Source organism: Tumidithrix elongata BACA0141 (assembly GCF_036349135.1).
Taxonomy (GTDB): Bacteria; Cyanobacteriota; Cyanobacteriia; order Pseudanabaenales; family Pseudanabaenaceae; genus Tumidithrix; species Tumidithrix elongata.
On the sequence record NZ_JAZBJZ010000015.1, the window covers coordinates 28,508 to 40,963 of the forward strand.

At 43.8% G+C, this 12,456-nt stretch carries 16 protein-coding genes and 1 tRNA gene; 4 read left to right on the forward strand and 13 right to left on the reverse strand.

Annotated features, from left to right (window positions below; translation table 11 throughout):
* Positions 1-22: 22 nt before the first annotated feature.
* Positions 23-820 carry a response regulator transcription factor gene (locus V2H45_RS05830; protein ID WP_330482682.1) on the reverse strand — a complete coding sequence of 266 codons (798 nt, stop codon included), beginning with the start codon at positions 818-820 and terminating at the stop codon, positions 23-25.
* Positions 821-1,329: 509 nt separating this feature from the next.
* Between V2H45_RS05830 and V2H45_RS05835 the strand changes: the two genes are divergently transcribed.
* On the forward strand, positions 1,330-1,761 hold the full coding sequence (locus V2H45_RS05835; RefSeq protein WP_330482683.1) for an NUDIX hydrolase: 432 nt from the start codon (positions 1,330-1,332) through the stop codon (positions 1,759-1,761).
* 94 nt (positions 1,762-1,855) lie between these two features.
* Here V2H45_RS05835 and V2H45_RS05840 read toward each other — a convergent pair whose 3' ends face one another.
* Both V2H45_RS05840 and V2H45_RS05845 read right to left on the reverse strand, forming a co-directional pair.
* On the reverse strand, positions 1,856-3,157 hold the full coding sequence (locus V2H45_RS05840; protein WP_330482684.1) for a sensor histidine kinase: 1,302 nt from the start codon (positions 3,155-3,157) through the stop codon (positions 1,856-1,858).
* Positions 3,158-3,333: 176 nt separating this feature from the next.
* Positions 3,334-3,828 (reverse strand): hypothetical protein, encoded by a 495-nt coding sequence (locus tag V2H45_RS05845; protein WP_330482685.1) that lies wholly within the window; start codon positions 3,826-3,828, stop codon positions 3,334-3,336.
* 395 nt (positions 3,829-4,223) lie between these two features.
* Here V2H45_RS05845 and V2H45_RS05850 point away from each other — a divergent pair, with 395 nt between their 5' ends.
* The 3 genes from V2H45_RS05850 (at position 4,224) to V2H45_RS05860 (ending at position 6,978) form a co-directional block, all read left to right on the forward strand.
* On the forward strand, positions 4,224-5,477 hold the full coding sequence (locus tag V2H45_RS05850) for a DUF4912 domain-containing protein (protein ID WP_330482686.1): 1,254 nt from the start codon (positions 4,224-4,226) through the stop codon (positions 5,475-5,477).
* A gap of 183 nt (positions 5,478-5,660) precedes the next feature.
* Positions 5,661-5,733: transfer RNA gene (locus tag V2H45_RS05855), tRNA-Phe, on the forward strand.
* Positions 5,734-5,868: 135 nt separating this feature from the next.
* Positions 5,869-6,978: a site-specific integrase gene (locus V2H45_RS05860; RefSeq protein ID WP_330482687.1), complete on the forward strand. Its 1,110-nt coding sequence runs from the start codon at positions 5,869-5,871 to the stop codon at positions 6,976-6,978.
* On the opposite strand, the gene V2H45_RS05865 is transcribed toward V2H45_RS05860, so the two are convergent.
* The 10 genes from V2H45_RS05865 to V2H45_RS05910 all read right to left on the reverse strand — a co-directional run bounded on the left by V2H45_RS05865 (position 6,938) and on the right by V2H45_RS05910 (position 12,362).
* Positions 6,938-7,165: a hypothetical protein gene (locus V2H45_RS05865; RefSeq protein ID WP_330482688.1), complete on the reverse strand. Its 228-nt coding sequence runs from the start codon at positions 7,163-7,165 to the stop codon at positions 6,938-6,940. The two genes, V2H45_RS05860 and V2H45_RS05865, sit on opposite strands and share 41 nt — an antisense overlap.
* Positions 7,158-9,929 (reverse strand): DUF3854 domain-containing protein, encoded by a 2,772-nt coding sequence (locus V2H45_RS05870; RefSeq protein ID WP_330482689.1) that lies wholly within the window; start codon positions 9,927-9,929, stop codon positions 7,158-7,160. Before V2H45_RS05870 ends, V2H45_RS05865 begins: the two co-directional genes overlap by 8 nt.
* Positions 9,930-9,931: 2 nt before the next feature.
* On the reverse strand, positions 9,932-10,162 hold the full coding sequence (locus V2H45_RS05875; RefSeq protein WP_330482690.1) for a hypothetical protein: 231 nt from the start codon (positions 10,160-10,162) through the stop codon (positions 9,932-9,934).
* Between the two features lie 2 nt (positions 10,163-10,164).
* Positions 10,165-10,383: a hypothetical protein gene (locus V2H45_RS05880; protein ID WP_330482691.1), complete on the reverse strand. Its 219-nt coding sequence runs from the start codon at positions 10,381-10,383 to the stop codon at positions 10,165-10,167.
* Between the two features lie 392 nt (positions 10,384-10,775).
* Entirely contained in the window at positions 10,776-11,045 is a 270-nt protein-coding gene (locus tag V2H45_RS05885; protein ID WP_330482692.1) for a hypothetical protein, read from the reverse strand.
* Positions 11,032-11,235 (reverse strand): hypothetical protein, encoded by a 204-nt coding sequence (locus V2H45_RS05890; RefSeq protein ID WP_330482693.1) that lies wholly within the window; start codon positions 11,233-11,235, stop codon positions 11,032-11,034. Before V2H45_RS05890 ends, V2H45_RS05885 begins: the two co-directional genes overlap by 14 nt.
* 4 nt (positions 11,236-11,239) lie before the next feature.
* Positions 11,240-11,386, reverse strand: coding sequence for a hypothetical protein (locus V2H45_RS05895; RefSeq protein ID WP_330482694.1), 147 nt, complete (start codon positions 11,384-11,386; stop codon positions 11,240-11,242).
* A gap of 65 nt (positions 11,387-11,451) precedes the next feature.
* Positions 11,452-11,598, reverse strand: a complete 147-nt coding sequence (locus V2H45_RS05900; RefSeq protein WP_330482695.1) for a hypothetical protein — start codon at positions 11,596-11,598, stop codon at positions 11,452-11,454.
* 50 nt (positions 11,599-11,648) lie between these two features.
* The gene (locus V2H45_RS05905; protein WP_330482696.1) at positions 11,649-11,852 is read right to left on the reverse strand and encodes a hypothetical protein; all 204 of its coding nucleotides are present in this window, start codon (positions 11,850-11,852) and stop codon (positions 11,649-11,651) included.
* A gap of 60 nt (positions 11,853-11,912) precedes the next feature.
* Positions 11,913-12,362 (reverse strand): hypothetical protein, encoded by a 450-nt coding sequence (locus V2H45_RS05910; protein ID WP_330482697.1) that lies wholly within the window; start codon positions 12,360-12,362, stop codon positions 11,913-11,915.
* Positions 12,363-12,456 lie beyond the last annotated feature (94 nt).

The window sequence follows — 12,456 nt, forward strand, 5'->3', positions numbered from 1 at the left end:
TTTAATCAAGTGAACTACTTGCTCAATACTTGGCAAAAACACGATTAGGGATTTGAGAGGCAAGGTTAGGATTGGGATTTGTTGGATTGGAACTAACTGTTGTCGTGTTTAGATTGTTACGAACGGGCGATCGCATCAAAGCATCTGTATTAAATCGATAGCCCACATTCCGCACGGTTTGAATTAAATTGGGTTGCTGCGGATCGAGTTCAATCTTTTTGCGGAGAGACAAAACATGCGTATCCACCGTGCGAGGGTTATTGATTTCATCAGGCCAAGCTCTTTGCAAAAGTTCAGCCCGACTAATCGCCGCACCTTCTGCCTGTGCCAATACGTAAAGCAAACTAAACTCCTGTGGCGTTAAGTCAATGGCTATCCCCTTTAGCCTTACCTGTCGTTGCACGAGGTCAATTTTAAGGTTGCCATAGTCCAAATAGGCTGGAGGAGCCCCCTGACGAATGCGTCGAGTCAAGGCTTCTACTCTTGCCAAAAACTCTTGAATCCCAAAGGGTTTAGCTAAATAGTCGTCAGCTCCCGCTTTTAGACCAACCACCACATCGGTTTCGGCAGCATGGGCAGAAATTATAAAGATCAGCGCCTTTCTTTGCTTGTACATCCAACGACAAAGTTCGATGCCATCACCATCGGGCAAGTCTGAGCTTAAGACGATCAAGCTGGGCTGCTGCTTTTGAAACACTAGTTTTGCTTGTGGTAAACCCGCAGTTTGAATCACTGAGTAGCCCACTTGTTGCAAATGCCAACCTAAAAGTGAAGCAAGATTGGGATTACCCTCGACAATTTGAATACTAATCGGGATCAAAATACACGCTCCTGCCAAGTTTGAGGTTTAGCTCAAATTTCTATAGTAAGTTAAATTCAGTAGTCCACTTGGGCTTAGACTTCAGTAATGATCCAATAGTCAGACTAAAAACTATAACTAGCTTTTAGTGGTGTGCCATAACTACCAAGCCCTTGTGAGATTAATTTTTTGCTTAGAATTTTTTGCTCTCGCTCGGATTGCTAATCAACTAACTTGTAAAGAACTGAAGTTCGTAAACATAATTCAGCATGATAGCTTAGCCAAAACTAGATTTTTGTAGCTGTCACTACCCAAGTCATTGCTACTATTCACGGGTTAACCATCTAATAATTAATCTCTGCAATGAATACCACTTTTTTATAAAAGTCTGCTTTCTAGGCGGAACACAAATTCCGCTTCGTCACAATTTCAATTAAATTTGATATAGCAATTCTAGATTTCAGATCTGCTTAACCTTCGGGTGCTAAACGGCTCCAAAGTACAAATCACTTCATTCGCCAATTTAAACAGTGACCTATCGTAATCCCGCCCCCACCGTAGATATCATTATTGCCATGATCGATCGCCCCCATATCCCTATTGTGCTGATCGAACGGCGAAATCTGCCGCATGGATGGGCGATTCCTGGTGGATTTGTTGACTATGGCGAGAGTTTAGAAAATGCGGCAAGGCGCGAAGCTAAGGAGGAAACTGGGCTTGAGGTTGAGTTAATTAGTCAATTTCATTTTTATTCTGACCCCAACCGCGATCGCCGCCAACATACGATTAGTGCGGTGTTTCTAGCAGAGGCAAAAGGCGAACCCAAAGCCGATGATGATGCCAAAAATCTAGGCTTATTTCATGCGTGGGAAATGCCAACTCCCCTATGCTTTGACCACGAGCAAATTTTACGAGACTATTGGCGCTATCGGCTTTATGGAATCCGCCCAAGTTTGAGCTAGTGTTCTATCAAGAATTTTTGAAGGTTTTCACCCTTCAAAAAACATACCCAAAAAATTTTCTAGATTCCGTATATCCTCAACTAATCGTGGACTACTAGGATAATTCTTCAGCATGATAAAAGGGCAGAAAAATTGTGAGAATTTCGCCATCATAAGAAGCACTGGTGGGATGAAGCTTCACGGTTAATTTTCCGCCCAGTGCCTGCAAAATTGTCTTCGTAATCGGTAGGCTTAAGCTCAAGGTTCCCGTTTCAGGCTGTAGCATAAGCCATTGCCCAACCGCTTTGAGTAGCGGCGAAAGTAACGGCGAAAGTAATGGTGAATTTTGCCGAACCGACTTGCGATTCTCAGCATGTTCGGGTAACGATAAAAACTGAAACTTTAAGTGTTCGCCCGCTACGGTCACATACATTTGAATCTGACTACCAGGCGGAAAACTCCGAATTAAGCGATCGACCAAACCGTTGAGTACCTGCTGTAGTAGTTTCGCGTTACTCAAAATCGCAGGAATATAAGTCGGTAAATTGGCTTCGAACTTAACTTGTCTGCGACTTGCTTGCTCTTGCCAACGTGAGATCTGAGTTTCTAACAATTCCTGAATAAAAGTTGCTTCTAAAGGAATTGGGTAAGCAGCTAACTCAGCCGCTTCAAAAATTAGATTGAACCGTTCTATTTGCTCCGTACATTCAGCATTGATCTGCTCTAACCGCCGCTTAATATCAGCCGTAGCATCTTTACGCCGCATCAAAGAACGAACCAGAGTGCGAATCGTGGTTAGGGGCGTTCGCACCTCATGGGTAATTGCCTTAATGATGTCAACTTCTTGAATTTCAGGAATCGGTAGTTCTTGGTTGACCGATTGTGCCAGTAGCAAAGCCCCAAATCTCGACATTACCTGATACGGAGGCAGTTTAGGTGGGAACTGCTTGAGTTGAGATTCTAATAGGGCGAGTTGCTCCGAATTAGTGATGCGTTGTTTGAGCACAGCGATCGCTTGTTGAATCGGTTGAGGATGCATAGAGATCAAACAGCTTTGACTGCGATCGGAAGCCAAAGCAATCACACTTAAGGATTCAGTGAGCAAAAGACACAACCACTCAGACTTAAGTGGGTCATCCTTAGAAAGCTTGATAACTTGGGTATGGGCGATCGGTAATGTGCCCGTATGTAACAGAGAGGAATCACTGGTCGTAAATACCCAAGTGTGCAGGTCTTCTGACTGCCGATCTAGTAATACATAGGGACTATGGGTAAATAGCAAACCTTTGAGCGGTTCTCTTGCTGAGAACTGCCATATAACTGCTACAAATCGATACCAAAACTCTCTAGCACTGGTTTGGTGGAGTTCTTCAACAAACTCACTATCAAGCAGCACTTCATAAATTGTTGCTGACAATTGTGCTACTCCAAACTCGGCTTACCGACTTTTCATGTTTTTCGTACCTAATAATACTCCTTACTAACCCCAAGATTATCAAAATCAGGAGACTGAACAAGCTAAAAAGCCCCCTATAGTGCCTCCAGATTTACTGGGTAGCTATAGGGGGACTTCCTGAGAATCAAATACGTATTTTATCGACCTTCGCTTAAGGCGGTATCTACACGATCTAGCTCAACTAAGACGCGATCGCGTACTTTTTGGGGTACAGATCGACGACTGGTACCGTTGTAATAACTGGCAACCGCATTGAGCGCAGTTCTTAAAGTTGTAAACGAGTAAAGCGAATTTTTTTCTGGATTGGCTCGGTAACGAGAAGAATAAGCATTGATCTTATAGTGAGCCTCAGTCTGGATCTTGTCTTTATCCTGAGCATCTGGTGGCAAAGTCACAGCAGTGCGTAGGCTAGCTACAAGTAACTTGGTGTCTTCGACATAATTGCCAGTCATCCCAGCATTGACGCGTTCAATGAGTTCGCGGTTTGTGATGTCAACTTTTCTGGTAAACAAACCTGCCGCGATCGCGTCTTGTGTGTTGCCATATCCGATCAGACTAGTCACAAACACAAGAGTCACCATCAGTAAGCACTGTAATGACTTAGAAACTAGCTGAGTATATTTCTCTTTCATGAATCAATTTTGTTATCTGTCTTTAAATTAATTTTATGGCTTTTGGGACAATCCCCTTTCTATCTTCAGAAAGGTAAGCGGGATCAAAATGTCAGGGGATCATAACATTATTGATCCCGCATCGATCCCCATTGTGTTTTAGATGAAACCTCGATCAAAACTGGGTTTCGACTAAGTATTTATGCTTGCTTACATGCCTAAGGAACTGTGACAAGCCCAAAAATTAAGCTGTGCAGAAGTTGACCAACGAACATTGTTTGGCAACAATACCAATTGTGGACTATAAAAATGCCTTGAACCAAAGCTGATCCCACAACACATTCAAGCAAAGAGTCGCTGTGTTGCAGAGCACATCTGATACGGGATTAAAAGTAATAATCGGAGGTAAAACTTACATGGCAAAAGAGCGTCCCCCTTTAGAAGAAATGACTTTGCGACAGTTACGCAAAGTAGCTGCCGAATTTGAAGTCTCTCGTTACAGCCGTATGCGAAAGTCTCAACTGCTTTCTGCTATTCAAGTTGCAATGATGGCAGCAAATGTTGTCCCTAATAGATTAAACAGTAACTCGGAGATCAAAGAAATCGTGGAAGCAACAAAATTTGATTTAGGAAGCGAAGAACCAACCTCAGCAGTTCTATCTGCGGTTGATGAACCCCTTGGCGATCTCCCCCTAGGCTATGGGGAAAGCCGTATTGTGATCATGCCCCGCGATCCTCAATGGGGATATGTTTATTGGGACATCCCTAATTCGGCTAAAGAAAGTCTCAGACATCAGGGTGGCCAACAACTTGCACTGCGTTTATACGATGTCACTGACATTGACATCAATACCCAAGCCCCCAACAACGTTCAAGAATATCACTGTGACGAATTGGCAAGAGAATGGTATTTGCCTATCCCCATTAGCGATCGCGACTATGTTGTTGAAATCGGGTACCGTTGTGCCGATGGACGTTGGCTAACCCTTGCTCGTTCGGCAAACGTTCACATTCCTCCTACCTATCCTTCGGACTGGGTAGAAGATCACTTTATTACCGTACCTTGGGAAAAGAACCTTAACGGTCAAACCCTGTTTACCCTTGTACCTCCTAGCCGCAAAAAGGTCGAAGCTACACAAAGCCCAAGTGTTGGCGACGCCCTCTACGACGAAATCTTTAACATGGCTCGCAGCGTCGAAGCGCAACGTGTTGCAGGTTCCTTGTATGGCTCGATGCAAATGTCTGGGGCAGGCATCGAATCTCTCAGCTCCCATGTCTTCCCATCAGGGGCAGGCTTGTTGGCAGCAGGTGCGCTGAGCGCTTCCGGCATCAACTATTCAGGCATTGGGATGTCAGGCGCTGGCTTGTTCTCTGGATCTATATCCTCTCGTCCCCGTCAGTTCTGGCTCGTTGCCGATGCTGAGCTAATCGTCTATGGGGCAACTGAACCTGATGCGAATGTTACGATCGGCGGTCGTCCAATTAAACTCAGCCCCGATGGTACTTTCCGCCACCACATGTCCTTCCAAGATGGCATTGTTGATTATCCGATCTTTGCGGTAGCTGCAGATGGCGAACAAAATCGTTCGATTCACCTCAAGTTTGAACGCCAGACCCTAGAGCGTCGGACAAATACCAAGGAAGAAGCAATTCCAGAATGGATTAGCTAGATCTCGATATTGCCAATACTCGGTTTTGACAATACATTGACTCCACCTCTAGATTCTCAGATTTTTACGGGTGGAGTTTTTTATTGGCAATAAATTTGCCTCCTAGAAAAAACTTTGAAAATTTTCTAAATTGCACTTGATGAAGTTCATTCGTAAGTGCTATATTCATAAAGCGCAAAAAACGCCGGGATAGCTCAGTTGGTAGAGCAGTGGACTGAAAATCCACGTGTCACGAGTTCAAGTCTCGTTCCTGGCATTTCTGTCATGCCTAAAAATAAGTAAAAAGCTAATACCTGAAAGGGTTTCAGTAACTGGTTGCTTTTAGCTATACCTATAGATACCTACTGATACCCTTGGATATAGGTAAAATTTTAGGCAAAGTTTAGTCACCATGATTGAAGGCAAGATCGCACAAGCAAACGGTAGATTGAAAGTTGCGAATGTTGGCGTAAGAATTGAGCAAAAGGGTAACCATTTATATCTAAGGGCAACATTGCCACCCAAGCCAGATTCAGATCGCATCGATGCTTATCAGCAGAGAATTGCTTTGGGGATTTATGCCAGTGGTGCAGGGCTTAGCGCCGCAGAAGCAGAAGCAAGGAAAATAGGGGCTTTACTCGCCTGCAAAGAGTTTAATTGGTCTCCATATCTCAAAATCAATACAGATGTCCCCACCGTTTCAAGTCTGGTGACTAAATTTGAGACTGATTATTTTTCAAAACGAGAGCGATCGCCTAAAACAGAGACAACTTATCAAAAAGATTATTTGTCTATTTTCAGAAAACTGCCGTCGGACGAACTGCTCACGAGAGAGTTAATGCTAAGTACGATTCTAGGCACTGATGCAGACACAAAAACTCGAAAGCGTTGCTGTATGGTGCTTGGTGCATTGGCTCAATTTGCTGGAATAGAATTTGATGCTAAGCCTTACAGCGGCAAATATTCCCCCAGAGAAGTTACGCCGCGTAACCTACCAGATGACAGCGCGATCGCTGATTGGTTCACCAAAATCTTAAATCCTAATTGGCAGTGGTTCTACGGCATGGTTGCAGCATATGGGCTAAGGTCTCATGAAGTTTTTCAAATTGACTTTAGTGATTTTCCAGTTTTAACCGTGTTAGATGGCAAAACAGGGCGGCGCAGAGTATGGGCTTTATATCCAGAATGGTGTGAAGCTTGGAACCTAAATCAAGTCAATCCACCAAAAATTACAGGACGCAATAACTCAGAACTTAGTGAAAGAGCATCTCAATATTTTCGCAGAGGGAAAATGCCATTTCATTTATTGGATTTGCGTCATTGTTGGGCTGTGCGAGCGATCGAGTTTGGCTTGCCCATAGAACTCGCGGCGCAACAAATGGGTCACTCGGTCAAAACTCACACAGACCTCTATCACCACTGGATAGACGATCGACATCACCAGCGGGTTTATGACCTGTTGATGATGAGAGCAGATCGACCTACTGCACCCGTTCATCTGGTGGCGTTGCAAAGTACTTAACGCAATTATCAAAATGCCATCTATACATGGCTCTCTGAGATTTCTTAGATCGCAAGTCTAAATAATGAATGCCAATTTTCAAACTACCATCTTTGACCAAGCCGATCAGATATTCGCGATCGCACTTTAAAACCTCTAAAAGATCCTCAGTTTTGACAAAGTTTGGTGTTGATTTACTTCTAGCCATGCTGCACCTCTGACTTTTTAGCGATCGCTTCCAACCAGTCTTTATGAATACTGAAAGTTCGTCCTTTGTAATAGCACTGGGCTTTATGACCTTGAAAACTTCGCACCTCGTAGGTGGCAATCTGGAACTCTACGAGCATTCCTGGGCGTTGCTCTAACATTGCCGATAAATTTGCAATGATCACGCGATCGCCAATTTCAATTTTTTGTGCAGAATTTTCAATTTTGTTTGAGTAATTATTAATCACTTTCAAATTTGGTTCAGTTGGTTCATTTGGTTCAGGAATGGCGTGGTTGTCAGGTTTTTTTGGTTCAGCGGCTAAAAAATTTGGTTCAGCCTGCAAATTTGGTTCAGCCGAGTTTTGGTTCAGGAAAAATGAACCTAAATTATTTGATTCAGGATTTGGTTCAGCCACTGAAACTCTTTCTGTGTCTTCTTTCTCTTCTTTTCCTGAACCAAATGAACCAAAATTAGGAGAAATTGTAAAATCTATAGATTGAATACCTATAGCAAAGAACCCATACTCTGTTTTTTCGCTGAAACGCACTCTAGGAAAGATTTTGGTTAATGCAGCTCTCATAAGGCGAGGTGCTTTTATCCAAGGATCGAATTTATTGCCCTCATCTAACCATTCCAGTTTTTCTTTGCCACTTGTTGTAAGTTCGATGTCTAAAACACCCTGATCTACGTACCAAGATTTCAAACTTTCAAATAAATCACCTAACTTGATGCGTCCGTTACCTTGTTCGAGATTTATATCGGCAGCCCATCTAATCAAATGGCACGATGACTCTTTTGCATCCTGAATTGCACCTGCTAAGGGCTTATAGTCGATGCCCTCTTGCATCAGTCTGCCAAGGGCATCAAGCAAACGATTCAGCAACGACGGACAGACGTAATTTTGTAAAAAATCTGGGTCATTTTTAAATCTTGGGTCGGCTGGTAGCTCGTCTGGTGATTGCGGGTGACTCGTGAAAGTTTTGGCAAATTTGACGATCGCATACCTAGACTCGATCGCCTTTTGTGCGCCAACAATTGAAGGGGCTTCATTACAGTTCAACAGGACAATGCAGGCAGGTTTGATGCTGTAATCATCCTGACTTTTGCGCTCGATATCGATCGGATCGCCTGTCAAGACATTTTTTAGACTTTGCAAACTATCCAAACTTAGACGCGAGTGATTTTCCGATGCCCAATTGATGCGCGAATATTCCAGCTTTGACAGTGGAAATTTTTTGCCCTCGTCATACTGTTGGAAATCTCGCAGAGAGCAACCTGTAATCCCTCGTGAAAAAATCTCAGCGATTGACTCTCTGAGCGTGTCTTTACCGTTGGAACCATCACCCTGCAACAATAAACCTCGCAACCGGTCGGGCATGAACTTACGCACATTTGGTAAATCCAAACTCGCAGCAATGGTTTTTAAAAATACATCGCGTTGGGCATCGTCCAGGGCAATTAATAGCCGATCGCATGGTTCAGGATCGGCTTTTGGGTCGTATTTAACCTTTGAACAGTAGGTATAAATTAATTCTGGGTGATGCTTTCGCAATGTCCAGCGGGGTTCTTTCCCTTGCCATTCGATCGTTAAAACACCGTTGGCAAGATTCAAACCAGACGGATTGACGATGAGGGCATCAACGCCAAATATAACTTTCACCCATTTCAAAACAGCATTTACGCTTTGCTCGTTGGCATATTTATAGCTGCGAGTGTTGGTACGATGATCGAAAACGCTGAACGTGCTGCAAAATTGGCTGATTCTTCTCTTTTCGACTGCATCAGGACTGGGTTCATAGTGCGTTCCAGTCCAGTAGTGCAAGGTGTCATTGATGCAAACCCAGCGGTGATCGCTAAATAATTTCTTTTGAGCAATTTGGTTGAAATGTTCAGAGATAGGAAATTCATCAGGGTCACTGCGTTCTAGCTCCAATATTTCTTGCTTGCGATATTGCTCAAAGGTGATTGCAGTTTCTAACAAATGGTCTAATATCTGCCCCCTCTTGGCAGCGATCAGGTCATCTAACCCTTTGGTTTCTTCGTGGTAGTCCCAGATTAGAATTTCTGGTACTGCACCTTTGCGAGCGATGAGGCGAGACAAACGGTCTAACTCATGCCTTACTTCACGTTTGATATGTAAATCGCTATCGAAAGCAAGGTAAATCGATCGACCTGTGGTGACAAAATCTTTGAGCAGTGGGTTGATACGACCCTCAAATTGTCCGTTGCTGACACCTGGAATAGAGATGCAAATAAAGTCATGCGTGAGTGCAGCCCCTGCTTTTTTGGCTCCTTCAGTAATCAGGATTGGTAGTTGGGTATTTTGTTTGACCCATGACCAAAAACCTTTGGCTAGATCGTCGGGCAATATTGGCACTTGCCACCGTCGGGCAATACTTTCCCAAATGCGATCGCTTACTCGCAAAAATAACGGCTCTGGAGCCGCTTCTTTATTTGCTTTTAGTGGTGATTCGTACTTGAGAGTTTTTTCTTTTTCCCCAATGTTAATGACACGAGGTTTATCGGGCTTGAATTGCAAACCTGCATGCTGAGTGTCACGTCCTAAACTATCTCCCCAAACTACCCAGCCGCCGCCATTTTTCCAGCCGCTTTTCCATCTTCCAGTTTTCCAGCCAAGCAGATGAGCGATCGTTCGTTCATCAGTTACGGTTTGGACATTGAGCTTAACGATTTCAGGGTCTGTGCTTTCCCATTCTTTGAGATGCGCTGGTGAGAGTTCATCAAATATTAGTGCTGATGGCATGGTTAATAATTCGTTTCATATCGCTTGATTTGTTTGATTCGCTCTGCGATCGCTTTGATTTTCCCTTTGTCCAGAGTCAAAAAAGCATCTTCGATTACCTCGTTCTCTCCATAGTTTTCAGTTACTAGTTGAAGCTTGATCGCATATAAAACTCGAAGTGTTTCGAGTAGCTCTTCTTTGAGTGCCATCACTTGATTTTCAAGGCGTTGTATTCGTCTTTCCGTCTTATCCATAGTTACAAAATGATGATAGAAAACACAGGATAAACACGCCGATGCCCATCCATGAAACGCCTGACTGAGACCTTTCCTAGATGGGGATGACATCGGGTGATGCGACCTAATGGAGTAGGGCTAAACTTGGAAGTAGTAACAAGTGTGCCTGTGCGAAATCTGTCAAAAAAATCTTGTGCTTTTACTTTGCCGATTTTCTGAGCCAGTCTGTTTTGATTCATCTGCTTTCTCCATGCGATCGCAAACTTTTACGAGACTTCTAGAATTTCTTCGACTAGTTCCATTCTGACGATTCGACATTTCGGGTTCTTCATAACCTTCACTGCATGAAATCTTGCATCTGCAAGGGTTTTGAAACATTCTGGTTTCGTGTACCATCCATCACTGTTAATAGGTGCTTGATTAAAAGCGATATTGTATGGCTTTGGAACTTGGATGTAGTAGTAAATCATTAATTCTTTCTCCTTTTTAAGTTTCAAAAAATTTACGGACAGTCTGCTCTTGCTTGATTTCGTTGTGGTTGCAAGAAGAGCATCTGATCGAGGTATAGATGCCCTCGTCAGATGCGAATTGTCTTATCGTTGCGGTCGGTCGGTTGCAGTTAGGGCATTTTCTAGACATTGGGCAAATTCCCCTCTTTTTGCATTTGTGAAATATGCTGAATGGCAGCATTCCATTGAGGGAGGGTTAGCTGTCCATCAATGGACAAATTTTCCCAGCCTAGAGCCTTTGCCATTTGATAGAGGGCGCGTTCTCTAGCCGTTTCGTGCCTTTGATATTCCTTAACGCTGGGAAGCCTATTAGGGGGGCGCATCTCTGCTGTGTGAAAAAGGAAGAGACAGGCACAGCTAACTACTAGTTTTTCTCTATCAGCTTCGTTCACTTACCACCTCCAACGGGACAACAGGCTCATCAATGTAGTGAAAACAATGCTCTCGATCCATAAAAAACCATCCGATCACCTTGGAATAGGTGACGTGAATATCTAAGCCGTCAATCGTGGCATAGCCGCGAAGTTGGTTACCCTCCCAGTGCTTACCTCTGACTCTTGCCTTATGGTAGTTGTGATTCATGGCTTTACCTCTTTTCTCTGTTTCTTACTTCTTCTTGGGACAACTCGATCAGACCTTTGGCGAGGGCTAGTTTTTCCTGTATAGATAGGGTTTCAAGCTCTCTAGCAGTGATTTCAGACAGATGTAGGTAATAGGTGATTGGTTTGGTCATGGTGTTTTTCTTCTCTAATAAATGAAGCGATCGCCCCCGTCGGTCAGGGTGCGATCGCTGGTTGGTTATTTAGAAATAGGGTTTCTGATGTCGCTCTGTACTATTTCGACTATGGCTCTAACAAGATCGAGCTTTTCTTGAGGTGACAGTGAGATAATCTCGCGATCGCATTCAGGCGACAGGTTGACAAAGTAGGTGAGTGGTTTGGTCATGGTGTTATTTTTGGTAATGAAAAAGCAGGGCTTGGTAGCCCCGCTGGTGATTAGTCGGCTAGTTGGATATCGGTGAAATTGGGAACCCAGAAAGGATTGTTTAACGTACCTTCTTCAAAGACTCGTAAGCCAGTGGCGTAGATGCCGTCTGGGTGCGATTGGGAGCATTGATATCTAACGTTTACTTGCGTACCTGCAATGTCGGTGTCTAGCAAGTAAAAGGACATGCCTGGTGTCAAATCTGTTGGTTTCATGGTTGGTATGATGTGGGTGAAGTTGATAGGAGCGATCGCAGTGGCGATCGCTCTGTTTTTTTAGCCAGCAATTAGAGCGATCGCCTGTTCGGGTAAGTTTGCGATCGGCATCGTTTCAGGGTATCTAGCCAACTCTTTCAAGATTTCATCACGTTGGTATGACGATGGTTTGAGTAGCAGAGCCTTTTCGATATCCTTGACGGTTTGATTGCCTCTAAATGGGTTAGACCGATAGGGGTTGGTCTGATCTGTTGGGGGAGCTGCGGGCTGGGTAGTTTTCCCCAAGCCAGCAAACTCTGATACAAGCAAAGCCCCTAGTCCTACTCCAAGTAATGCAACCATCCCACCCTGCATTGCCTTATCGTCTGATGGCATGAATTGCATGGGTACGCTGACGGCACTTAGATCGGGAATCTTAATGCCTGCTACTGAGGCAAATGCAGAAAGGTCTGGCATCTGAAAACCATCAGTAGGCTGTTGGCTAGGAGTGTTAATGTTCCTGTGACACATGGTGATTACCTTGTTGGGTGATAGGTTGTCTTGGTTCTTTTGTTGTGATAAATGACAACTTATTTAAAACATATCAGCTATTGTGAGATTTCAC